We start from the raw sequence: 24,497 nt of genomic DNA on the forward strand, positions 1-24,497 counted from the left end.
TGTAAATTTTTGCCTATCTTTGTCGGGCCGAAAATCGCCGCGAGGAGCCCTCCGGGGGCCGTTCCGGGCGGTTTTGCCGACTCGTCGGCAAAGGTATGGATTTTTTTTGTAATTTTGGACAGGTCGAAGGTAAAATATCTCTTGTCGGCGGCGGCGCTCCTGCTTTTCGCCCAGGTCCTGCTGGGTTCGGCGGCGCCCCGTGCCCTGCTGCCGGCGCCTCTGTCCGACACCGCCCGCACCCATCGGATCGCCCCGAACGGCCCGGAGACCGCCGACTCGGCGGCACGCCCCCTGACCCGCCGCGAACGCCGCATGCAGGCGCGCGCCGCACGCGAGGAGGCCCGCCGCGCCGCAGCCTTCAACGCCCTGCCGCAGGAGGAGCGCGACTCGCTTTTCGCGGCGCATATCGACTCGCTGGTGGCCAGCCAGGCCGACTCGCTGTCCGCGGCGGACGGGACTCCGCCCGCCGCGGACAGCCTGCAGCGCGACACGGTCCGCAAACCGCGCGCCGCGAAGGGATTTCTCGACGACCCGCTCGACGGAAAGAGCACCGACTCGCTGGTTTACGACGTGCGCAACAAACTCGTTTACATCTACAACGAAGGCGACGTGACGTACCAGAGCCGCAACCTCAAGGCCGACTACATGCAGATCGACATGAATACGAAGCTGGTGTACGCCTACGGCAAGCCCGACTCGGTGGACGGCGTATGGACGGTCACCAAGCCCGAATTCACCGAAGGGAGCGCCGCGTACCAGATGGATACGATCACCTACAACCTCGATTCGCAGAAGGCCAAGATCAAGGGCGTGGCCACGCAGCAGGGCGACGGCTGGCTGGTGGGCGGCAGCGTGAAGAAGATGCCCGACAACACCTTCAACATCGAACACGGCAAGTACACCACCTGCGAAGAGACCGATCACCCGCACTTCTACCTGGCGATGACCAAGGCGAAGGTCATCCCCGGCAAAAAGGTCGTCACCGGTCCGGCCTATCTGGTCATGGAGGACGTGCCGATCTACTTCCTCGGCATCCCCGAAGGCTTCTTCCCGATCAATATGGGCCCCAAATCGGGCCTGCTGATGCCGACCTACGGCGAGGAGTACTCCAAAGGTTTCTTCCTGCGCGATCTGGGCTACTACTTCACGCTGGGTGAGTACGCCGACCTAGCCGTGCGCGGCGGATTCTACACGCTCGGCTCGTGGGAAGCCTCGGCCGCCTCGCGCTACATCAAGCGCTACAAGTACAGCGGCAGCTTCAACCTCCAGTACTCGAACATCAAGACGGGCGAAAAGGGCGAACCGGACTACATCAAGCAAAGCAATTTCCGCATCCAGTGGACCCACTCGCAGGACGCCAAGGCCAACCCGGGATCGACCTTCTCGGCCTCGGTGAACTTCGCCACCAGCGGCTACAACCGCTATTCGGCCACCAATATCGACGACATTCTCTCGACGCAGACCAACTCGTCGATCTCCTACTCGAAGAACTGGGCCGGAACCCCCTTCTCGCTCTCGGCCAACATGGCCATCTCGCAGAACTCGCAGAACAAGTCCATCTCGGTCACGCTGCCCACGGTGGTTTTCAACGTCTCGCGCCTCTACCCCTTCAAACGCAAGGAGCGCATGGGCAAGGAGCGCTGGTACGAGAAAATCTCGATGCAGTACACGGGCAAGATGACCAACTCGGTGACCACCACCGAATCGGAAATCTTCTCCCAGAAGACGCTCGACAACATGAAGAACGGCATCGAGCACTCGATCCCCGTCTCGGCGTCGTTCAACCTGTTCAACTACATCAACATCTCGCCGTCGTTCAACTACACCGAGAAGTGGTATTTCAAGAAACAGGAATACCAGTGGAACCCCACGACGAACCAGACCGACACGCTCGCCTCGGACTACGGATTCTACCGCCTCTACAACTACACGGCGAGCGTCTCGGCCTCGACGACCCTCTACGGCATGTACGACTTCACGAAGAAGCGCCGCGACCGCAAGATCCAGGCCATCCGCCACACGATCACCCCGTCGATCGGCTTCTCCTTCGCCCCGGACTTCAGCGATCCCCGCTACGGATACTACCTCACGCGGCAGACCGACTCCACGGGCCGCTTCACGACCTATTCGCCCTATGCGGTCAATGCCTACGGCGTTCCCTCGTCGGGAAAGTCCATGTCGATGAACTTCTCGCTGTCGCAGAACCTCGAAATGAAGGTGCTCTCCAAACGCGACACGTCGGGCGTCAAGAAAATCAAGCTCATCGACGAACTGCGCCTGAGCGGATCGTACAACTTCCTGGCCGACTCGATGAAGCTCTCGACGATCTCGCTGTCGTTCCGCACGACGCTCTTCAACAACTTCGGCATCAACCTCTCGGCCACGATCGACCCCTACCGCGTGACGCCCGAGGGCATCCGCTACGACAAACTCTTCTTCCCGGGGCGCATCACCTCCACGGGCTGGTCGTTCGGCTACACCTTCAAATCGCGCGACGACCGTTCGCAGCCGGCCATCAACGACATCACGAGTCTCCCGCCGGACTATGCGAACCCCTTCCACGACCCCTACGGAACGATGGACCCCGTGCTGCGAAGGCAGTACATGGCCCAATCCTACTACGACTTCTCGCTGCCGTGGAACTTCGGCTTCAACTACGCGGTGAACTACTCGATCTCCTATGTCAATAACGGCACGACGGGCTATCGGAAGAACGTCACGCAGACCGTGAGCTTCAACGGTTCGCTCAACCTCACGCCCAAGACCGGCATCACGTTTCAGGGCGGTTACGACATCAAGGCCAACAAGCTCACCACCTCGTCGATTTCCATTTCACGGGACCTCCACTGCTGGCAAATGTCCTTCTCGTGGATTCCCTTCGGCTACCACAAGAGCTGGAGTTTCAACATCGGCGTCAAGGCCGCATCGCTCGCGGACCTGAAATACGACAAGAGCCAGTCCATGTACGACAACATGTACTGACCGCCGGTCCGCCACCTTACACCTCATAATCGGTTTCGGCCCGGCCAGGACGGTGCGGGCCGTGCCGAAAGACGGCCGCAGCCCTTCCGGCACGGAGAACAAAAGGCATCGCCCCTGCCGCATGAAAGCGGCAGGGGCGATGCGACAAGAAAATGCCCGGAAAGAAGCGGCCGCCATCCGGCCGCCCCTCCCCGGCAATCAGCGGCTCTCTCCGGCCAACGCCGCCGGATCGTGCCTGTATCTGAAAACCAGCGCGAAGACAAGGGTCACGACGAGCGCATACCCGGCGAAGATCAGCCACGATTCGGACCATCCCCCCACCATCGCCTCGGGCGTGGACTGCGAATAGACGCAGCGATTGACGACGGCCTGCGCCCCGAGCGTTCCGATCGTCGCCCCGACGCCGTTGGTCATGATCATGAACAGGCCCTGCGCCGAAGAGCGGATCGCCACGTCGGTCTCCTTATTGACGAAGAGCGATCCCGAGATATTGAAGAAGTCGAATGCCACGCCATAGACGATCATCGACAGCACGAACATCCACACGCCCGACCCGGGATTCCCCAGTCCGAACAACCCGAAGCGCAGCACCCAGGCGAACATGGCCATCAGCATCACGTTCTTGATTCCGAAACGCTTCAGGAAGAAGGGAATGAGCAGGATGCAGAGCGTCTCGGAGACCTGCGACAGCGAAATGAGCGCGTTGGCGTGGTTGGCGCCGAAGGTCGAGGCGTACTGCGGAATGTCGCGGAAGCTGGTGATGAACGGGTTGGCGAAACCGTTGGTGATTTGCAGCGAGACGCCCAGCAGCATCGAGAAGACGAAGAAGAGCGCCATGCGCCTCTGTCTGAACAGCGTGAAGGCGCGCAGTCCGAGCGCCTCGACCAGACTCTTCTTGTTCCCCGCACGGCTGACGGGGCATCCGGGCAGCGTCATGGCGTAGAGACCCAGCGCAAGCCCCAGCACGGCGCACTGGACGAACTGCATGCAGGTCGTCTGGAATCCGGCGGCATCGCACACGAGCATCGAGCAGATGAAACCCACCGTGCCCCACACGCGGATCGGCGGAAAGGATTTGACCGTGTCCAGCCCGGCCCCTTCGAGCACGCAGTAGGCCACCGAATTCGAGAGCGCGATGGTCGGCATGTAGAACGCCACGCTCAGCGAATAGAGCGTGAACAGCACCCCGAACGACACCTCCGCGCCCGACGAGAAGGCGTAATATCCGGCCGCGCCCATGAAGAGGGCCGCCAGCAGGTGGCAGACGCCCAGCAACCGCTGCGCCGGAACCCAGCGGTCGGCGACGATGCCGATCACCGCCGGCATGAAGAGCGACACGATGCCCTGCATGGCATAGAAGATGCCGATATGCGACGCCAGGCCGACGCCGACCAGATACGACCCCATCGAGGTCAGATAGGCGCCCCAGATCGCATATTGGAGAAAGTTCATGACGACGAGACGCAGCTTGATTCCCATAACAGGCTGATTTTAGGCTGAATTTATTCTATCCGTTCATTTCCGCCGGAGCGGTGAAAACAAATGTACGAATTTTTTTTCGGAATTTTCTTTGAAATTGCGAAATAAAGTTCTACTTTTGCATCACCAAAACGTCATTGAGCTATGGTGTAATGGTAACACAACAGATTCTGGTCCTGTTATTCTTGGTTCGAATCCAGGTAGCTCAACTCGAAATTCGCGACCTTTCAAGGTTGCGGATTTTCGTTTTTCACTCCGCCCGCATCTCGCACATCCGTCCGCCGGCACGATTTCCGCAACACCGCCGGACGGACGACACGATAATCGCAAAACGGCACGGCCGGCAGCCCCGATTTGCGAAAATCGCACGAAGCCGCTCCGATCGTGTCAAAAACAGGACCCTTTCCGCCATGTCTTTTGCGATTTCCGTCTTGCGCCGAACGAAAATTCCCGCTATATTTGTAATACACAAAACAAGAAGAATTCAACAGTTTCAAAAACTTTTTGTGTAACGCGCGAAGCTTCGCAACGGCAACGCACGGATGGAGAATCCCCGGGAGAGGATTCGAAGGACGAGGTTTGACAACGGTGACGCAACAACGTTTTTCACAGAACCGACTTCGGGGGAGGGCTTACAGGCCCTCCCTTTCCTATTCCGCATCCAGCTCCGACACCACGGCGCGCTGCTCCTTGAAGAAGCGGAGCCGCTGCAACTCCCCGCTCCGTGAGACGAGCGTCGAAAGGCGCCGCATGGCCAGTACCCACTGTTTGATACGTGCGAACATGTCCGGATCGGAGGTCCGCAGCGAATTGACCGAAAAGACCGCCATCCCGCTGCTCTGCACCGCCTGCGAGACGAAATAGCTGTACGTCCCCTCCAGATCGACGTCCGATATGTAAAGGAACACCCGCCGTCCGTCCGGGAACCGGCCCGTGAGGGCGATCTCCTCCAGTTCGTCGAGCATCCGCAGCAGCTCCTCCCTGAGCTCCCGGACACACCCCTCCGAAATCAGACGCATGGCGCGGAACGACCGGATCGCATTGACCCAATGTTTGAAACAACTGTGGTCCAGGACATAGTAGGTCGTGTCGATCTGCCGCACCGCCTGCCGGAGCCGCCGGCTGAGATCGAACACGTGCGGAGGCAACTGCATATCATCGAAACGGTTGTTCGCTCCGTCGAGCATCCCGTGCTGGAAAAAACATTTGAAGAACCGGAACCGCACGAGTCCTTCGTAACCGAGATACAGCGCTGCCGGCAGCGAACTCCCGGCAAGCGAAAACTCCGACTGCTCGTCCGAAGCGATCTCCTCCATCTTACCGATCCAGGACTCCACCTTGCCGGGATAGTCCTCGAGCAGCGTCTGGCCGTCGGAAAAGTCGAGGCGGAAAAGCACGCAGTCCGGATCGTCCGTCCCCATGATGCGGTCGAGCGAGAAACTGAGCCGCGCGGCGACGAGCGCCGCTTCGCCGAACGTGAAGGGCACCTCCCCGCGCATCCGGCGGTAGGCGGCCTCGCGGCCTATGTTGAGGATTTCGGCCACCGTAGCGGCCGGGTTGGAATTTTTGGGCGTATTTTCGAGAACAGCGCCGATCAGCGCCGCATTCAAAGCGTTCACTGGCATTTTTTCGGGTTTAACGTCTCCGGTTTACAAAAATAAAAAATAAATCCGCTACGGACAACGGCCCTGTCGCTTTCGACCTCGAATCCGTCCTTACGGAATACTCCCGCCGAAAACCGAGAAAGCCGCGGTCGTCGTGACCGCGGTTCTCCATTCCTAACGGACGTCGTTACGTCCTATTTTCCGAGCTGCATCTTCTCGATCAGCGCCTTCGTCTCGGGCTTGTGGCCGCGGAAACGCACGTAAAGCTCCATCGGATCTTCCGTACCGCCCTTCGAAAGGATGTTGTCGCGGAACGACGCGGCGACCTCGGGGCTGAAGATGCCCTTCTCCTCGAAGAGCGAGAAGGCATCGGCCTCCAGCACCTCGGCCCACTTGTAACCGTAGTACCCCGAGGCGTACCCTCCGGCGAAGATATGCCCGAAGGCCGGCGACATGGCCGTACCCTCGACCGCGGGCAGCACCTGCGCCGGAGCCATCGCCTCGCGCTCGAAGGCCTCCACGTCGCCCTCGAACGGCTCGGTGAGCGTATGCCACGCCATGTCGGTCAGGCCGAACGACAGTTGCCGCACGTTGGCATAGGCCGCCAGGTAGTTCTGCGCCGCGACGATGCGCTCCACGATCTGCGCGGGAATCTTCTCCCCCGTCTCGTAGTGCCCGGCCCAGAGGTCGAGGAACTCCTTCTGCGTGGCCCAGTTCTCCATGATCTGCGACGGCAGCTCCACGAAGTCGCGCGAAACGTTCGTGCCGGTCAGCGACTCGTAGGAGCCCTCGCCCAGCATGCCGTGGAGCGAATGCCCGAATTCGTGGAGGAAGGTCTCCACCTCGTCGAAGGTCAGCAGCGAGGGCGACTTTTCGGTGGGCTTCGTGAAGTTCATCACCAGCGACACCAGCGGGCGGGTCTCCTTCCCGTCCACGCACTTCGCACCGCGGAATTCGGTCATCCACGCCCCCGAGTTTTTCGACGCGCGGGGGAAGAAGTCGAGGTAGAGGACGGCCATGAAACGCCCCTCGGCGTCCGTCACGTCGTAGGCCGTCACGTCGGGATGATAGACGGCCACGGCCGGATTGGGGGTGAAATGCAGTCCGTAGAGCTTTTCGGCCAGCAGGAAGACACCCTTTTTGACCCGCTCCAGCTCGAAATAGGGCTTGACCGTCTCGGCGTCGAGCGCATACTTCTCGCGCTTGTATTTCTCGCTGTAATAGGCCCAGTCCCACGGCATCAGCGTCCCTTCGAAGCCCTGCGAGGCGGCATAGCCGGCGATCGTGCGGTAATCGGCGTCGGCATACCGCTTCGTCTCGTCGAGCAGCTCCCCGAGGAACGCACGGACGGTCGGCGTGTTCTTGGCCATGCGCTCCTCGAGCACATAGTCCGCATAGCATTCATAGCCCAGCAGGTTGGCCAGCCGGAGGCGCGTATTGGCGATCCGCTTGACGATCTCCGTGTTGTCGAACTTGCCGCCCAGCGCGCACGAACCGTTCGCCCGCCACAGCTTCTCCTTGAGCGCGCGGTTCGAGGAGTAGGTCATGAAGGGCAGGTAGCTGGGGTACTGCAACGTCACGGTCCACCCCTTCTCCCCGCGCGAACGGGCCTCAGCGGCCATCCCTTCGCGGACGAATTCCGGCAGTTCGGAGACTGTCGCCGGATCGGTGATGTTGAGCGTGAAGGCGTTGGTCGCGGCCAGCGAATTGCGGTCGAACTCCAGCGAAAGGGCCGACAGTTCGGTGGTGTACTGCCGGTAGAGCTCCTTGTCGGCGTCCGACAGCGCCGCGCCGTTGCGGGCGAAGCTCTTGTAGGTCTTCTCCAGCAGGCGCCTGTCCTCGGCCGAAAGGCCCCGTCCGGGATGCTCATAGACGGCCTTCACGCGCGCGAACAGTTCGGGATCGAGCGAAATGTCGTTGGACAGCTCCGTCAGGCGGGGCTGGACGCGCATGGCGATCTGCTGCATCTCCTCCGACGTATCGGCGCTCAGCAGGTTGAAGAAGACGCCCGATATCCGGTTCAGCAGCTCGCCCTGGCGCTCCAGCGCCACGATCGTGTTGCCGAAGGTCGGCTTCTTCGGGTTCTTCACGATCGCTTCGATCTCGGCGCGCGAGCAGGCGATCGCGGCGTCGAACGCCGGTTCGTAGTCCGCCGGTTCGATCCGGTCGAACGGCGGCGTGGCATGGGGCGTCTTCCACTCCGCCAGCAGCGGATTCGAGGTGTCCAGTTCGGGCAGATCGGCCCGGGGAATCGAATTGTCGGCGCATCCGGCCGCAAGTGTCGAAAGGGTCATAATCAACAGGGCTTTTTTCATCGTATCCTCAAATAAATAAGAAGGTTTCTTCAACGGGTTGCGAAATCGGAGCCGGGCCGTCATTCCCGGACGGTGCGGGGACTTTCCGCCGCCCCGTCCGCACGCTTGTCCGCAGCTTCCTCCGCACGGAGGGGCTGCGCGCCGGTCCGCACCGCGGCGGCCTTCAGAGGCGTCTTGCCGGAGAGGGCCGCAGGAGAGAGCGTCCCCGCATCCGCATGTTCCGGCACGGCGGCTGCCGGAACCATGCCGGAAACCGGCGCGGGACTTTCCGCCGCGGCGAGCGAATCCGCCGGGTCGGGGCCGTTCCAGAGACCCCGGCTGCGCAGCATCGCCCGCTTGTCGGGGTCCTTGCCGCGAAAGGCGCGGTAGAGGCTCATGCCGTCCTGCTCGCCGCCGCGGGCGAGCACCTTGCGGCGGAAATCGGCGGCAATGCGCCGGTCGAACAGGTCGCCGCTCTCGCGGAACGCCTCGAAGGCGTCCTTGTCCAGCACCTCGGCCCACGTATAGAAATAGTACCCGGCCGAGTAGCCGCCGTCGAAGATGTGGCTGAAATAGGGGTAACGATAACGCGGCTCGATCTGCGGAATCAGCCCCCGCTTCTCGGTCAGCGCCTGCCGCTCGAAGGCCACGGGATCGAACGGCTCGTACTCCCGGACCGAATGGATGTCCATGTCGGAGAGCGCGGCGGCGGTCTGCTCGGTGGTCATGAATCCCTGGTTGAACAGCTCGCTGCGACGGATCTTGTCGATCATCGCCTGCGGAATGACGTCGCCCGTGCGGTAGTGCACGGCGTACTGCCGCAGCACTTCGGGATCGAAGGCCCAGTTCTCCATCAGCTGCGAAGGCAGCTCCACGAAATCGCCCTCGACCTCCGAGAGGCCGCGGTACTTCACGTCGTGGAAGAGGAAATGCAGCGCATGGCCGAATTCGTGGAAGAGCGTCTCCGCCTCGTCGAGCGTCAGCAGCGACGGCGAGCTGCCCACCGGCCGCGTAAAGTTGCAGACGATCGACACCACGGGCGCCACGCGCCTCCCTTCGGCGTCGTAGGTCTGCTCCACGTAGTTGCCACACCACGCACCCTGGCTCTTGCCCTCGCGCGGGAAGAAATCGAAATAGAGCACGCCGAGGTGCGTCTCGTCGGCATCGAGCACCTCGTAGGCCGTCACGTCGGGATGATAGACCGGCACGATGACGGGCCGGAAGGTAATGCCGTACAGCCTGTTGGCCAGGAAGAAGACGCCGCTCCGGACGTTCTCCAGCGAGAAGTAGGGACGCAGCATCGCCTCGTCGAGCGAATACTTCTGACGGCGGAGCTTCTCGGCGTAGTACCACCAGTCCCACGAGGCGAACTCCCCTTCGGGCACGTCCTTGCGGAACAGCTCCTCCAGCTCGCTCAGCTCGCCCTTCGCCCGTTCCAGCGCCGGAGTCCAGACGCCTTCGAGCAGCTCATAGACCGCGTCGGTCGTACCGGCCATCTCGTCGTCCACGACATAGGCCGCATAGGAAGGGTAGCCCAGCAGGTGCGCCTTCTCCGTGCGCAGGCGGATGAAGTCGTTGATCAGCTGTTTGTTGTCGTACTCGTCGCCGTTATTTCCGCGGTTCAGGTAGGCCTTGTAGATCCGCTCGCGCAGCCCCCGGTCGGACGAGTAGGTGAGGAACGGGATGAGGCTGGGTTTGTGGAGCGTGAAGATGCCCGTGTCCTTCTTTTTTCCCCGCTCGCGGGCCTTCTCGCGCGCGAGCTCCTGCACGTCGGAGGGCAGACCGGCCATCTCGTCGGCCGTGAGCTCCATCTCGAAGCGGTTGTTCTCGGCGAGCAGGTTGTTGCCGAACTTCACCGCAGCGAGCGCCAGCTCGCCGTTGATCTCCTTCAGGCGGGCCTTCCGCCCGGCGTCGAGCAGCGCCCCGGCGCGCACGAAGCGCCGGTAGGTCTTCTCCAGCAGGCGCAGCTGCACGTCGTCCAGATCCAGCGCTCCGCGCCGGTCGTACAGCTCCTTCACGCGGGCGAAAAGCCGTTCGTCGAGCAGAATCCGGTCGTAATGCGCCGCCAGCAGCGGCATCGCCCGCTCCTGTAGGGCCTGCAGCTCGGGGGTGTTCTCCGCAGCGCAGAGCATACCGAAAACCAGCTCCGTCCGGGCGAGCATCCCTCCCGCGGCGTCGTACGCTTCGATGACGTTCCCGAACGTCGGGTCGTCGTTGTTCGACGCGATGGCGTCGATCTCGGCATCGTGCAGCGACATGCCCCGCTCGAGGGCGGGCAGGAAGTGTTCGGCACGGATCTTATCGAAGGGAGGCACGCCGTAGGGCGTCTCCCAGGCGGAGAAAAAGGGATTCTCCCCCTCCGTCTTTTCGGATTTGCAGGATACGCAGGCCATAACCAGAAAAAGTGTCAATAATCCAGCGATAGGTTTCATCTGTCGGCTTATTTGTGTAACTTTGCGGCTCGGGATTTCCCGCACGGCGCGTCATGCCCCCGGGAAGCCGTTGCAAAGTTAGTAAATTATAACAGGTATGCAACTTTTTTACGACCCCGACGCCGCACCTCCCCGCCATACGCTGGGCGAGGAGGAGTCGAAGCACTGCGTGCGCGTCCTCCGGCTCGGCCGGGGCGACACGCTCCACCTCACCGACGGCCGGGGCAACCTCTACCGCTGTTGCATCACGGACGACGACCCCAAACATTGTACCGTGCGGATCGACGACGTGCAGTCCGGGTTCGGGAAACTGCCCTACTCGCTGACGATGGCCGTCGCGCCGACCAAGAACACCGAGCGCTTCGAATGGTTTCTCGAAAAGGCCACGGAGGTGGGCATCGACGCGATCGTACCGCTCGGCACCGAACACAGCGAGCGCCGGATATTCAGGACCGAACGGGGCGGGAAGGTCATAACGGCGGCGATGAAGCAGTCGCTCAAGGCCTACCGGCCCGAACTGCGGGAGCTCACGCCCTTCCGCGAGGAGGTGCTGCGCCCCTTCCCCGGACAGCGCTTCATCGCCCACTGCGGCGCGGCGCACGCTCCCGAAGGCAAGGCGTACCTGCCGCAGGCGGTGCAGGCCGGAACGCCTGTCGAGATATTCATCGGCCCCGAAGGGGACTTCTCGCCCGCGGAGATCGACTTCGCCCTGGCCCACGGATTCCGCGAGATCACCCTCGGCGACCAACGGCTGCGCACCGAGACGGCCGCCCTGACAGCCGTCGTGATGGTCTCCGTCGCGAACGGACCGAAACAGACGAATTAATCTTCCGATATGTTTTTTCTCTGCACACTACTCGCGCTGGCGGCCGTAACGGCCATCCTGTTCGCCGCGCCGCTGCGCTGCAAGGCGCCGGCCGCGCTGGCGATCGTCGGCGCCGGCGCCCTGTGGGGCTGTACGCAGGCCGTCGCCACGCTCGCCGGAGTCCCGGAGCGACTGCTGTGGCTGCTCCCAGGCACGCTCTTCGGCGGCGATTCGGGTTCGATGGACTCCCTGTCGGCACTCTTCGTGCTGATCGTCTCCGTCGGTTCGCTGGCCGCGACGGCCTATTCGCGCGGATACCTCGCCCGCTACCTTCCGCTCAAGTCCCCGGCCCACATCTCGCTGCACTACACGGCGCTCGTCGTGCTGTTCTACGCCATGCTGGGCGTCGTGCTCTCCGACGGCGGCTACTCGTTCCTCTTCTTCTGGGAGCTGATGACCGTGGCCTCGTTCCTGCTGATCCTTTTCGACGCCGAACGCCGCGAGGTGCGCCGCGCCGCGCTCTCCTACCTTATCATGATGCACATAGGCTTCGTGCTGCTCGTCGTGGGATTCGTGCGCCTCGAAGCCGTCACCGGCTCGGCCGCGTTCGGCGCGCTGGCCGAATACTTCCGCACGCAGCCCGCGCTGCCGCTGTTCGCCGTCTTCCTCGCCGGCTTCGGCATGAAGGCGGGGCTCTTCCCGATGCATGTCTGGCTGCCGGAGGCGCATCCCGCCGCCCCGTCGCACGTTTCGGCGCTGATGTCGGGCGTGATGATCAAGACGGGCGTCTATGGCATCCTCCGCACGACGGCCGCGCTGGGCGAGCTGCCCGCGCTGCGCACCGCGGGATACATCCTGCTCGCCGCCGGCATCCTCACCGGACTCTGGGGCGTCGTGCTGGCCGCGGCGCAGAACGACGTGAAACGCCTGCTGGCCTACTCCTCGATCGAGAACGTCGGCGTCATCCTCATCGGCATCGGCATCGCCGCGCTGGGCAAGGCCTCGGGCAACCAGTTCGTCGCGCTGGCGGGCATCGCCGGGGCGCTGCTCCACACGGCCAACCACTCGTTTTTCAAGCCGCTCCTCTTCTTCGGCGCGGGCAACATCCTCTCGGCGACGCACACCACCTCGCTCGACAGCCTCGGCGGACTGGGCCGCCACATGCCCCTGACGGCGCTGCTCTTCCTCGCCGGCACGGCGGCCATCTGCGCCCTGCCGCCCCTGAACGGCTTCGTCTCGGAGCTGCTCATCTACCTCGGGCTGTTCGACGGCATCGCCTCGGGCAGCGACACCCTCGCCTCGGCGGCCGCGCTGACGGCGCTGGCCCTCATCGGCGGCGTGGTGGTGCTGGCCTTCACCAAGCTCTACGGCACGGTGTTCCTCGGCTCGCCCCGCACACACGAGGTGGCCGAAGCCTCCGAGGCCGACAACCACCGCATCGCCGCCATGGCGCTGCCGCTGGCGGGCATCCTCTTCGTCGGGTTGTTCCCCCGCGCGGCCGTGGCCGCCGTGACACGCGCCGCGGACTTCTTCCTCCGCACTCCGGCCGACGCCGCCGACTGGCTCCTGTCGCCCTCGCTGGCCGCCGCCGGACGCACGGCCTGGCTACTGGCCGCCGTCGTGGCGCTGCTGCTCTGGCTCCGGCGCCGCCTACTCCGCGGCCGCCGCATCGCCCGCGGCCCCACGTGGGGCTGCGGCTTCACCTCGCCCAACGTGAAGATGCAGTACACGGGCGAATCCTTCTCCGAAGGGTTGCAGTCCATCGCCACCTCCCTGACGCAGAACAGCGGCGAAGGCTCCCCCGTGCCGAAGAGCGAAATCTTCCCCGGCGCGCACTCCTTCGACGTCGGCCACCGCGACCGCATCGGACGGCTCTTCTCGGCCTGGTGGGTCGAACTGCTGCGCCGCATCAACGCCCGCGTCATGCGGCTGCGCACGGGCAAGATCAACCACTACGTCCTCTTCGCGCTGGCCTTCCTGGCGCTGGTATTCCTGTTGTCCGTCCTCAATCTGATCTGACGTATGGCCCTTTTCAACACGCTGCTCCTGCTGCTCGCGGCCCTTGCGATTCCGGGGCTCATCAACCGCACGCGGGCCCGCCTGGCCGGACGCCGGGGCATCCGCTTCACGCAGCACCTCCGCGACTTCCGCCTGCTGCTCCGCAAGGGAGCCGTCTATTCGACGACCGTGTCGCCGCTCTTCCGCGCCGCACCGTCCGTCTGCCTGGGCTCGGCGCTGCTGGCCGCGCTCTTCATCCCCGTGGGCGACCTGCCGCCGCTGCTCTCGTTCGACGGCGACCTGGTGGCCTTCGCCTACCTGCTGGCCCTGGGCCGCACGGCGCTCATCCTCGCGGCGATGGACACCGGCAGTTCGTTCGAAGGGATGGGAGCCAGCCGCGAAGCGCTCTACGGCGCGCTCGCCGAACCGGCGCTGATGCTCGTTTTCGGCACGCTGGCGCTCCTCTCGGGCCACACCTCCTTCGCCGCGCTCTTCACCGGCGACACCGCGGGCGACGCGCAGCAGGCCGTCGTACTGCTGCTCGCGGCCTACCTGCTGCTGAAGCTCGTCTTCACCGAGAGCGGCCGCATCCCGGTGGACGATCCCCGCACGCACCTCGAGCTGACGATGATCCACGAGGTCATGTGCCTCGACTACTGCGGCGTCGATCTGGCCTTCGTCAAGGCGGCCGGATGGCTCAAGACCGCCGCGCTGGCGGTGCTCGCCGCCGATGCGGCGGCGGCAGCCGTCGCCGCACCCCGCTGGTGGATCGCAGCACCGCTCGCCGTGCTGCTGACCGGTCTCTCGGTGGGCGTCGTCGAATCGACGCAGGCCCGCAACAAGCTCGCCCGCAACACCACCTTCATCCTCACCATCGCCGCGCTGGCCGCCCTGGTCTTCTTCACGGGCTACCTGCTGCGGTTCAACATCGCCGTCCAATGATTCTTCCGCTCGTCATACTCTACGTCGTGACGCTCGTCTATCTCCCGATCACCGAGCGTTTCCGCAACTTCGCTTCGCTCATCGGCCTGCAAGGATGGCTGCTGTTCGCCGTCGCGCTGGTGCGCCTGCACGCCATCAACCCCGCCGAACTGGCCTTCATCGCCGTCGAGACCCTCCTGTTCAAGGGCATCCTCGTCCCGTGGATGCTCTTCGCCGTCATCCGCCGCACGAAGATCAACCGCGTGCGCCGCTCCGGCTCGTCGCAGTCGGGGGCGCTGCTGCTGTCGCTCACGGCGCTCGTCGTCAGCGCCTCGATCACCTACTACATCGCCGATTCGGCCGTCGATCTGATCTTCTTCGGCGTGGCGCTCTACTCGCTGCTGAGCGGACTGATCCTCATCACGCTGCGCCAGCGCATCTTCTCGCACATGGTGGGATTCCTCGTCATCGAGAACGGCGTGTTCCTCTTCTCGACGGCCATCGGCGTCGAAATGCCGCTGGTCATCAACTTCGCCATCCTGCTTGACATCCTCATCTCGGTGCTCATGCTGGGCATCTTCTTCACGAAGATCGACGGCAAACTGCACGCCGACGACGCCGATTCGCTCACCAACGTAAAGGACTGACGCCATGATGCTCTTCTACCTGATCGCAAGCATTCTGGCCGCCTCGGCGGCCTTCGCGGCCCGCAACGAGCGGCAGATCGCCGCCGCGGGCGCCGCATTCTACGCCGTTCAGGCCGTCTTCGTCCTCTGCATCTTCGCCGGAGGACTCTACGGCACCGACTCGCTCGGCGTCTTCTCCTTCGACGCCGCCGGCACGCTTTTCCACATCCTGCTCGTCGTGGTCTCGGCCTTCGCCTTCGCCCACTCCGAAGCCTACCTGCACGGCAGCGACCTGAGGCAGACGCGCACCTACTCGGCGCTCCTGATGCTCCTCACCACGGCCATCTCCGGAGCCTATTTCGCCTCGAACCTGGCCGTGACGTGGATCTTCCTCGAAGCCACGACGCTCTGCTCGGCAGGCATCATCTACCACCGCCGCACGGCGCAGACGCTCGAAGCGGCGTGGAAATACGTCTTCGTCTGCTCGACGGGCATCGCCATGGCCTATCTGGGCATCCTGCTGCTGGCCGCCGCCACCAAATGCGAATCGCTCTCCTACGAAGCGGTCGCCGCCGCGGCCGCGGGCGGCAACGCCCTCTACCTGAAGACCGCCTTCCTGCTGATCCTCTGCGGATACAGTTGCAAGGTCGAGCTTTTCCCGCTCTACACCGTGGGCGTCGATGCCAACTTCGCCGCGCCGTCGCCCGCCTCGGCGCTCATCTCCACGGGGCTGGTCAATGCCGGCTTCCTGGCCGTGCTGCGCGTCTATAGGATTCTCGCCGCCACGGAGGTCTTCCCGTGGGTCCGCTCCGTGCTGCTCGTCGTCGGCGTGCTGTCGCTCGCGATCGGCGCGCTCTTCCTGCGCCGCACGAACAACTACAAGCGTTTCCTCTCCTACTCCACGGTCGAGAACATGGGTATCGCGGCCATCGGACTGGGCATCGGCGGCGCGGGCGTCTGGGCCGCCGTGTTCCACGTCGTCTGCCACACGCTCATCAAGAGCAGCCTCTTCCTGCAAATGGCCGTCGTGCGGCAGGTTTACAACGGCTACCGCATCAACCGCATCGGCGACTACATCCACATCAACCGCGTGGGGGCCGTCGGCCTGCTCGCCGGCATGGTCGTCGTGATGGCCTTCCCGCCCTCGCCGCTCTTCGTCTCCGAGCTGGCGATCCTCCGCGAGGTGATCGCCGCCGGCAAATGGTGGCTCGTGGGCGTCATGCTGCTGCTGCTCTGCATCGTCATCTACTCCTTCTGCGTGCGGATGCTCCGGCTCTGCTACCAGCCCAACCAGGACGAGCTGCACCCCTCGAAAGCCGACCGCAAACTCTCGTGGTCGGCCCTCACGCTGCTGCTGGCCGCGATCGTCGTCGGCGTGTGGCAGCCCGCATTCCTCGAACGTCTGATCGCTCAAATCGTATCGCTATGAACTGGTATTCGACCGACAACCGCTCCCTGCACGTCCCGCTGAGCGAGATTCCCGAGGTCGCCTACGCCGAATTCCACGACGAGCTGGCCGCGCGCCTCGCCCGGCCGCAGTACCACGTGGCGCACTATTTCGCCCTTCCCGCGGGCGACCGGATGCGCTTCTTCTGCCTGCTGCTCGACGACGCCCGGAGCCGCGTGCTCATCGCCTCGCACGCCACGGAGTACTACGACGACGGAGCTCTGCCGTCGCTCACGGCCCTGCACCCGCAGATGCACCCCTTCGAACGCGACATCGCGGAGCGCTACGGCATCCGGTTCGACGCCATGCCGTGGCCCAAACCGCTGCGGTTCCCCGCCGACGGCTACGACCGCCGCAGCTCGATCGACAACTACCCCTTCTACACGATGGAGGGACGCTCGCTGCACGAAGTGAACGTCGGACCGATCCACGCCGGAATCATCGAACCGGGGGCCTTCCGCTTCATCTGCAACGGCGAGCAAGTCCTCCACCTCGAAATCGCGCTGGGCTACCAGCACCGCGGCGCGGAAGCCGAGTTCGCCGCCACGGAGAACCGGCTGCGGCAGGCGTGTCTGGCCGAAACCGTCGCGGGCGACAGCGCCGTGGCCCATGCCTCGGCGTTCGCCGCCGCCGTCGAACGCCTCGCGGGATTCCGCGCTCCGGAGCGTCTGGAGACCGAGCGCGGCATCGCCCTCGAACTCGAACGGATGGCCATGCAGATCGCCGACACGGGGGCGCTCTCCATGGACGTCGGCTACCAGCTCGGGCAGGTGGCCTGCGAGGCGTTGCGCACCATGACGATCAACACCACGCAGGCGTGGTGCGGCAACCGCTTCGGCAAGGGCCTCGTCCGCCCCGGCGGCACGGACCATCCGCTCGACGCCGGGACGGCCGGCACGATCCGCCGCAACGTCCGCGAAATCGCCCGCCGCTACGACGAGGTGCGCCGCGACATCAAGTCCTCGCCCTCGCTGCTGGCCCGTTTCGAACAGTGCGGCATCGTGCCGCGCGAGGAGATGCTGCGCATCGGCGGCGTGGGACAGGCGGCCCGCGCGAGCGGCCTTGCGCGCGACGTCCGCGCCTCGCACCCGTGGGGCGTCTATGCCGAAACGCTGCGCCACGAACCCATCGTCAGGACGCAGGGCGACGTGATGGCCCGCCTGATGGTCCGCTGCCGCGAGGTGCTGCAATCGGCCGCCTACATCGACCGCCTGCTCGACGCGTGGGAGCGGCAGACGCCTCCGGCCGTCCCGCAGCCCGACTACACGGTGCCGCTGGCCCCCGAGGCGCTGTCGTTCGGACTGGTCGAAGGATGGCGCGGCGAGACATGCCACGTCGCGGTGACCGACGCCGCGGGGCGCATCGCGGCCTGCCGCATCAAGGACCCGAGCCTGCACAACTGGCTGGCCCTCGCGCTGGCCGTGCGCGGCGAAGGCATCTCCGATTTCCCGATCTGCAACAAGAGTTTCAACCTCTCCTACTGCGGGCACGACCTTTGACGCGGCCCGCCCGGAGAAGAGGCCCGGCAGGGCGCACCGCCACCGCGGACCGTCCGCCGGAACGAACCGAAAAAAAATAGACCGAACATGCTGTTTCCCAAGATACGCGTTCTACGCAGCCACGGCCGGCAGGCCATTCCGGATCTCGACACCGTGGAGCTGACCCCCAAATTCCGGGGACGTCCCGTCCTGACGGCTCCCTGCGACGACCAGACGGCGGAAGCAGTCGGACGCGCCGCGCAGCGGTGTCCCACGGGCGCGCTCTCCGCGCAGCCCTTCGCGCTCGACCTGGGGCGCTGCCTCTTCTGCGGCGAGTGCGCCCGCATCGCGCAAAGCGCGATACGCTTCACGAATGACTACCGCATCGGATCGCCCGTGCGCGAGGGTCTCGTCGTCCGCCCGGGGCAGGAGCGCATCCCGTTCGACGCCGCACAAGTGCGGCCCGAGATCCGCCGGTTTTTCGCCGAAGCGCTCCAGTTGCGCGAAGTCTCGGCCGGCGGCGACGCCTCGGTGGAGATGGAGCTGGGAGCCACGGGCAACGTCAATTTCGACCTCGGCCGCCACGGCATCGGATTCACCGCCTCGCCGCGCCACGCCGACGGCGTGGTCGTCTCGGGACCCGTCACGCGGAACATGGCCGAGGCGCTCGAGATCTGCTACGACGCCGTCGCCGAACCGAAGGTGCTCGTCGCCTGCGGCACGGAGGCCTGCTCGGGCGGGCTGTTCGCCGCGAGCCGCGCCATAGACCGCTCGTTCTTCGACCGTCACCGGGTCGATCTCTGGCTGCCCGGCGCACCGACTCACCCGATGGTCTTCATCGACGGCATCCGCACGCTGCTGGGCAGAAAAAAACGGGAATAAGTCATGGAGCGGACCACTCTTTTCGAACTCTTCCGCAGCTTTTTCAAGATCGGACTGTTCACCTTCGGGGGCGGCTACGCGATGGTTCCGCTCATCGAGGCCGAGATCATCGAACGGCGCCGCTGGCTGCCGCAGGGGGAATTCCTGGACCTGCTGACGCTGGCGCAATCCTCGCCCGGACCCATCGCCGTCAATACGTCGGTCTTCATCGGCTACAAGGTCCGCGGACTGCGGGGCGCCGTGGCGGCCTCGCTGGGGGCCGTGCTGCCGTCGTTCCTCATCATCCTGATCGTGGCGATCTTCTTCGCGGGCATCCGCCACAACCCGGTGGTGGACGCCGCCTTCAAGGGGATGCGCCCGGCCGTCGTGGCGCTGATCGTCGTGCCGGTCTTCTCGCTGGCCCGGGGCATGCACCCGGCGCTCATGGCCGTCGCGGTCCTCGCGGCGCTGGCCGTCTGGGGCCTGGGCTGGTCGCCCGTGCTGCTCATCGCCGCCGGAGCCGCGGCCGGCATCGGATGGACGCTCACAATCGGTAAACGCCTGCACAAATGATCTACCTGCAACTCTTCCTATCGTACCTCAAGATCGGGTTCTTCGGATTCGGCGGCGGCTACGCCATGCTGGCGCTGATCCAGAACGAGGTGGTCGTCCGCCACGCGTGGATGACCAACACCGAATTTACGGATATCGTGGCCGTGAGCCAGATGACCCCCGGCCCCATCGCCATCAACTCGGCGACCTACGTGGGCTACACGGTCGGGGCGCAGGCGGGCGACAACCCGTTCTTCGGCATCCTCGGCTCTGCGATCGCCACCTTCGCCGTCTGCCTGCCGTCGCTGACGGTCATGCTCGTCCTGACACGCTTCTTCCTGCGCCTGAAGGGCAATGCCGTCCTGGCGGGAGCCATGTCGGGCATGAAACCCGTCGTCATCGGCATGATCGCTTCGGCGGCCCTGCTGCTCATGTTCCCCGCCTCGCACGAGGGCGAGAGCTTCATCGACGGCTGGAGCTGGGCGATCTTCGGCCTCTGCATCGTCGCCTCGGCCCGCAAGGTCAATCCCATCCTGCTGATCCTTCTCTCGGCCGCCGCGGGCATCGTGATCTACCATCCTTTCTGCTAACACCCGTCGCCATACTTCCCGAGAGATCGCGATACGTATGCCGTATTGCGGTCGTTGTCATGCATCACAGCCATATCAAAAATATCAATCTATTGCTTAATAAGCAACGCCCATAATAATAAAATATTAACCTTTTTTGCTTGTCAGATATATTTTATATATCTTTACTGCAAACCATTCGGTACAATAGCGCCAAACAGTTCACAACTTAACCCTAATTTTACTTAAAATTTCATTCTTATAAAAAACACTTATTTTTGCGGGTATCGCATTGCTAACAGCCGCAACTCTCGTTACCGGACACATGATCATTATTCCTTATAATGCCAAAGTGCCGGCCAACAACGAATACGGCTCAACAACAGTAACCTGTTATTGCTCCTACAATAATTGCCGGTTCTGGAATTGCAATACTGTTTATCACTGCAACTATCCTATATGCGAAGAGGTATCATCCGATGAAGCCTTCGACAAAGGACAATGTACACTCTATTCAATGTAATCAACAGGCCCGACCTATGTCTATATATCCGAACAAATTGACAATATACCTGTCAATTATATCCATCTTCGCAGGATGTTCTCGCAATTCCGAACTGATCCGGCATACTCCGATTCCTGCCCCCATCCTCTTGGCGCACGAATCGCGGACTGTCGGTACAGATCTGCTTCTGCCGACCAAAATATTCCTTCACAAGGACAAGTTGATCATTTTCGAACAAGTTAAAAACGACATGTTCAAAGTTTTCGATCCGCAGACATTCGAGCACCTCTATTCATTCGGAAACATAGGCCGGGCCAATAACGAAATATCCGTCCGTCCAAACAATGATGCCGTTATCGTGTCGGATCGACAGGTCGAAATATACGACGTCGGAAAACTCAAAACAATCGAGTTCGGGGATTCTTCTGCCTCAATCATAAAAACAATTCCCATTCCGTTCCAAAAAGACGACTATCCGATCAACCGACTCAAGAAAATCAATGATTCGCTATATTATTTTGACCGAATGTATCGGGAAAAGGATCGGAGCGAATTCGTAAAACTGAATATCGCAACACGAGATCGACACTATTTCGGTTACTATCCGAATTGGTGCACGAATCGTCTCTCCGATACGGACAAATACAGGTTGTATTTAAAATCAACCCAATACAATGAAAAACAAGACAAAATAGCAGCTTTCTACTATCTGTATCCAGTTCTTAAAATCATCGACGCTTCCACCGGAATCTGCTCTGCGGAGATTCACATCGACGGTCTGTCGGATTTTTCATTCCGTAATGCCGACAAAGAAAAGATACTTTTCACCGAACCATTCGTCACAGACGACCGCATTTACGTAATGTGGGCCAACATCGTAAAAAACGAAGTCGGAAAAAAAGGGACCGACTTCACCCCTTCCATTTTCGTATTCGACTGGAAAGGGAACCTGACAGCCAATTATCAACTTGACAAACCGGTTATCGCTTTCACCGTCTCGGAGGAACTCGGCAAGATTTACTGTACTTCACTCGAAGAAGGCAACATCATCTACGAATATAATCTTCCACCCTTAGACAACAGTAACTTCGCGCCGCAAACGACAGAACATGTAGAAACGGCCTATTACACGATCGAGTTGCCCGATACTTACGCCACGACGTCAAAGCAACCCGATGCAATCACTCTATTCAAGGGTTATTACGGAAACGTCAATTATTTCGCGCCCCAACGAACTCAGGAAGGATTGACCGAAGGCCGATTCTCGGGAACGGTTTGTATCGGTCTTTTCGAACCCTCGGAGAAAGCAGACCCGAATGCGACGCCATTCGACCACGAGGATGGAACAATCGGGAAAAGCACGTTCTTCGTCAATGACATCGAAACGGAACGACTCATTCAGACGACAACGGTCGAAGAGAATGGAAACATTCAAGCAATTTACCATGCAACATACCGATTTTCAATCGAAAATACTCGCATCCGTCTAACCGTAACACACATGCGAAACGATTTCGAGGAACCCGAGCAAAAACAGATGATACGACATATACTCGAATCGTTCCGGCTAAAGCAACACCTCAATCATTGATTACAAAAATATACGACTATGCAATATAAAACTATTTTATTGGGAATATTGCTTTTAGCGACCAGTTGCACCCGTTTAAAATTGGAAAAAGAGCTTGAACTTTTTACTCAAACAGAAATTCAGCTTCCGAAAAATCTGGCTATTGTACAAAACGGAGCATTCCAGGATTTATCTTTTGACATACCGAAGCATCCCATCAAACTCATAATCTACTACAGTCCCGAAAGTTGTTCATCCTGCCAAGCCGCTCATTTATACAAGTTAGAGCAATTGTTCTGTTATAAATCAGACAAACATCTTTTTACACCAATGATTATTATGTCTCCCGATGAACAACAATACGCATTAACATTAAAATTACTCAAAAGTCAAACAAATTCATTTCCTGTATACCTTGATCGAAAAGACGAATTTCGTCAATTGAACCCCAATTTACCTAAAGATACCCGCTTTCATACATTCCTATTGGATCGGCATAATCATATCGTTCTCATCGGAGATCCGCTTCTTAATACCGACATGTGGAAACTATTCGAATCAACTCTAAACAATATGCTTTCCCATAATGGCGAATATATTCCGGAAAAGTAATATTTCATCAAAATACGACAAACTCAGCATGCCCCAAGCACGAGCGCGCCGCCCGTGAGCAGCAGCAGGAGGAACGCCGCGAGGAAGACCAGGCCCAGAATGGCCAATAGCGTGCCGATACAGCCCCAGCGGCGGTCGTCGCCCGACAGCGGATCGGTCAGCAGAGCGACGATAAGCCCCACGAGGGGCGTGAAGATCAGACTGATGAGAAAGGCCCAGCCGAAACCGATCCTGCGGCTGCTGCCGATGATGCCCACCAGCACAGAGAGCAGGCATCCGCTCAGGATGCCGAATACCACGGTAAGTATGCCCATATCGCAATCGTTTTAGTCGTTTTCAAATCCCGGCGGCAATTCCCGGCCGCCCCTCTTCGCCTGTCAGACGAACGCCCGATGCAGCAACACCCAGAAAAGAAACCGGGCGAACGAGCCGGCAAGCGCCATGAACGCCGTCGTGCGGGGCCGCACGCGGTAGATTCCCAGCGCGATCATGAAGACCACACCGATCACCGGAGCCCAGAAAAACGGCGCGAGCCACACACCGAAACGATCTACGCGCACCTTCTGCTTCTCCAGCGTCTCCGGCCGCACCCCGAACCAGCGCCCGAGCCACTCCCACCGGGCGTACCATCCGAGCCAGTAGGAGGTCATGGCTCCGAGCCAGTTGCCCACCGCCGCCACGACGAGGCACACCGCCGGGTCGGCCTTCGCGGCGAGCATTCCGATCAGCAGCACGTCCGAACTGAGCGGCAGCACCGTCCCTGCCAGAAACGTGCCGAGAAAAAGGCCCAGATAGCCCAGATCGAGCAGCCACTCCATCGCTATCGCACGAAACGGTAATAGGTTCCCAGCGGCAACTGCTTCCCGCCGCGGTCCGTGAAACACAACTCGCCCCACTGCTCCTCGCCGGGCGCGCCGAACGCCTGCCGGACGGTCGTCCGGGCCAGCGTCGGGGAGAGCCCCATCGAGTAGAGGTTGAGTACGAGAAACGCCCCCGCGGGCTCCAGCAGCCGCGCACAATGCTCCAGCATCTCGCAGATACCCTCCTCGAGCACCCATTTCTCGCCGTTCGCGCCGCGTCCGTAGGCCGGCGGGTCGAGGACGATGCCGGCATAGCGGTTGCCGCGGCGCACCTCGCGCTGCACGAATTTCAGCGCGTCCTCCACGATCCAGCGCACCCCGTCCAGCCCGCTCCGCTCCATGTTCTCGCGCGCCCAGGTCACCACCTGCCGCACCGAATCCACGTGCGTCACCTCGGCCCCGGCCGCCCGGGCCGCGAGCGTCGCGCCGCCCGTATAGGCGAACAGGTTCAGCACCTTCGGCGCGCCTTCCGCCCGCTCGCCGCTCCCCGCGGACGCACCGCCGCCGGCCAGCGCCCGGCATCGGTCGTAGATGAAATCCCAGTTGGCGGCCTGCTCGGGAAAAATCCCGACGTGCTTGAACGACGTCAGCGCCAGCCGCATCCGGAGGCGCATCCCCCGGCCGGCATACTCCACCGTCCAGCGGTCGGGCATACCGGGCGCAAGGCGCCATTCGCCGCGCTCCTCGCTGCGTCCGTCGCGTCTGAACGAAGCGTCGGCCCGCCGCCACTCCGCCTCCGGCAGCGACCGCCGCCAGATGGCCTGCGGCTCCGGACGGCGCGTGACGAAGCGGCCGAAACGCTCCAGCTTCTCGAAATCGCCCGTATCAAGCAGTTCGTAATCCCCGAATGCGGGGGTCAGTTGCATTTGCATAGTTTCCGAAAATCAAAAAACACCCTCCGC

The 24,497-nt window shown here is 62.0% G+C and carries 19 protein-coding genes and 1 tRNA gene; 13 read left to right on the top strand and 7 right to left on the bottom strand.

What is annotated here, in order from left to right; genetic code table 11:
- The first annotated feature begins 114 nt into the window (after positions 1-114).
- The gene (locus FME97_RS03280; protein WP_141427855.1) at positions 115-2,982 is read left to right on the top strand and encodes a putative LPS assembly protein LptD; all 2,868 of its coding nucleotides are present in this window, start codon (positions 115-117) and stop codon (positions 2,980-2,982) included.
- A gap of 198 nt (positions 2,983-3,180) precedes the next feature.
- Here FME97_RS03280 and FME97_RS03285 read toward each other — a convergent pair whose 3' ends face one another.
- The gene (locus tag FME97_RS03285) at positions 3,181-4,461 is read right to left on the bottom strand and encodes an MFS transporter (protein ID WP_141427856.1); all 1,281 of its coding nucleotides are present in this window, start codon (positions 4,459-4,461) and stop codon (positions 3,181-3,183) included.
- A 138-nt stretch (positions 4,462-4,599) separates the two neighbouring features.
- On the opposite strand from FME97_RS03285, the gene FME97_RS03290 reads away from it, so the two are divergent.
- Positions 4,600-4,670: transfer RNA gene (locus FME97_RS03290), tRNA-Gln, on the top strand.
- A gap of 441 nt (positions 4,671-5,111) precedes the next feature.
- On the opposite strand, the gene FME97_RS03295 is transcribed toward FME97_RS03290, so the two are convergent.
- From FME97_RS03295 to FME97_RS03305, 3 genes are all read right to left on the bottom strand, one after another.
- Positions 5,112-6,080 carry a hypothetical protein gene (locus FME97_RS03295; protein ID WP_394344256.1) on the bottom strand — a complete coding sequence of 323 codons (969 nt, stop codon included), beginning with the start codon at positions 6,078-6,080 and terminating at the stop codon, positions 5,112-5,114.
- Positions 6,081-6,259: 179 nt separating this feature from the next.
- Positions 6,260-8,380, bottom strand: a complete 2,121-nt coding sequence (locus FME97_RS03300; RefSeq protein ID WP_179954822.1) for a M3 family metallopeptidase — start codon at positions 8,378-8,380, stop codon at positions 6,260-6,262.
- Positions 8,381-8,439: 59 nt separating this feature from the next.
- A complete protein-coding gene (locus FME97_RS03305) occupies positions 8,440-10,791 on the bottom strand; it encodes a M3 family metallopeptidase (RefSeq protein WP_141427858.1) in 2,352 nt (783 codons plus the stop codon).
- Between the two features lie 97 nt (positions 10,792-10,888).
- On the opposite strand from FME97_RS03305, the gene FME97_RS03310 reads away from it, so the two are divergent.
- The 11 genes from FME97_RS03310 to FME97_RS03360 all read left to right on the top strand — a co-directional run bounded on the left by FME97_RS03310 (position 10,889) and on the right by FME97_RS03360 (position 22,735).
- The gene (locus FME97_RS03310; RefSeq protein WP_141427859.1) at positions 10,889-11,617 is read left to right on the top strand and encodes an RsmE family RNA methyltransferase; all 729 of its coding nucleotides are present in this window, start codon (positions 10,889-10,891) and stop codon (positions 11,615-11,617) included.
- A 9-nt stretch (positions 11,618-11,626) separates the two neighbouring features.
- Positions 11,627-13,615, top strand: a complete 1,989-nt coding sequence (locus FME97_RS03315) for a proton-conducting transporter transmembrane domain-containing protein (RefSeq protein WP_141427860.1) — start codon at positions 11,627-11,629, stop codon at positions 13,613-13,615.
- A 3-nt stretch (positions 13,616-13,618) separates the two neighbouring features.
- Entirely contained in the window at positions 13,619-14,536 is a 918-nt protein-coding gene (locus FME97_RS03320) for a respiratory chain complex I subunit 1 family protein (protein WP_141427861.1), read from the top strand.
- Positions 14,533-15,162: a hypothetical protein gene (locus FME97_RS03325; RefSeq protein ID WP_141427862.1), complete on the top strand. Its 630-nt coding sequence runs from the start codon at positions 14,533-14,535 to the stop codon at positions 15,160-15,162. The genes FME97_RS03320 and FME97_RS03325 overlap by 4 nt, the downstream gene beginning before the upstream one ends.
- A 4-nt stretch (positions 15,163-15,166) precedes the next feature.
- Positions 15,167-16,570 carry a complex I subunit 5 family protein gene (locus FME97_RS03330; RefSeq protein ID WP_232522922.1) on the top strand — a complete coding sequence of 468 codons (1,404 nt, stop codon included), beginning with the start codon at positions 15,167-15,169 and terminating at the stop codon, positions 16,568-16,570.
- Complete coding sequence (locus FME97_RS03335) at positions 16,567-18,087, top strand: hydrogenase large subunit (RefSeq protein ID WP_141427863.1); 1,521 nt, start codon at positions 16,567-16,569, stop codon at positions 18,085-18,087. Before FME97_RS03330 ends, FME97_RS03335 begins: the two co-directional genes overlap by 4 nt.
- A gap of 87 nt (positions 18,088-18,174) precedes the next feature.
- Complete coding sequence (locus FME97_RS03340) at positions 18,175-18,948, top strand: NADH-quinone oxidoreductase subunit B family protein (RefSeq protein WP_141427864.1); 774 nt, start codon at positions 18,175-18,177, stop codon at positions 18,946-18,948.
- A 3-nt stretch (positions 18,949-18,951) separates the two neighbouring features.
- Positions 18,952-19,500: a chromate transporter gene (locus tag FME97_RS03345; protein WP_141427865.1), complete on the top strand. Its 549-nt coding sequence runs from the start codon at positions 18,952-18,954 to the stop codon at positions 19,498-19,500.
- A complete protein-coding gene (locus FME97_RS03350) occupies positions 19,497-20,069 on the top strand; it encodes a chromate transporter (protein ID WP_141427866.1) in 573 nt (190 codons plus the stop codon). The genes FME97_RS03345 and FME97_RS03350 overlap by 4 nt, the downstream gene beginning before the upstream one ends.
- Before the next feature lie 518 nt (positions 20,070-20,587).
- A complete protein-coding gene (locus FME97_RS03355) occupies positions 20,588-22,144 on the top strand; it encodes a BF3164 family lipoprotein (RefSeq protein WP_232522923.1) in 1,557 nt (518 codons plus the stop codon).
- 18 nt (positions 22,145-22,162) lie between these two features.
- Positions 22,163-22,735 (top strand): hypothetical protein, encoded by a 573-nt coding sequence (locus FME97_RS03360; protein ID WP_141427868.1) that lies wholly within the window; start codon positions 22,163-22,165, stop codon positions 22,733-22,735.
- A gap of 23 nt (positions 22,736-22,758) precedes the next feature.
- Here FME97_RS03360 and FME97_RS03365 read toward each other — a convergent pair whose 3' ends face one another.
- The 3 genes from FME97_RS03365 to FME97_RS03375 all read right to left on the bottom strand — a co-directional run bounded on the left by FME97_RS03365 (position 22,759) and on the right by FME97_RS03375 (position 24,467).
- Complete coding sequence (locus FME97_RS03365) at positions 22,759-23,049, bottom strand: hypothetical protein (RefSeq protein ID WP_141427869.1); 291 nt, start codon at positions 23,047-23,049, stop codon at positions 22,759-22,761.
- Positions 23,050-23,112: 63 nt separating this feature from the next.
- Positions 23,113-23,553 carry a YqaA family protein gene (locus FME97_RS03370; protein ID WP_141427870.1) on the bottom strand — a complete coding sequence of 147 codons (441 nt, stop codon included), beginning with the start codon at positions 23,551-23,553 and terminating at the stop codon, positions 23,113-23,115.
- Between the two features lie 2 nt (positions 23,554-23,555).
- Positions 23,556-24,467 carry a class I SAM-dependent methyltransferase gene (locus FME97_RS03375; protein ID WP_141427871.1) on the bottom strand — a complete coding sequence of 304 codons (912 nt, stop codon included), beginning with the start codon at positions 24,465-24,467 and terminating at the stop codon, positions 23,556-23,558.
- Positions 24,468-24,497: the final 30 nt, after the last annotated feature.

The sequence above is a fragment of the Alistipes dispar genome (assembly GCF_006542685.1).
GTDB classification, from domain to species: Bacteria; Bacteroidota; Bacteroidia; order Bacteroidales; family Rikenellaceae; genus Alistipes; species Alistipes dispar.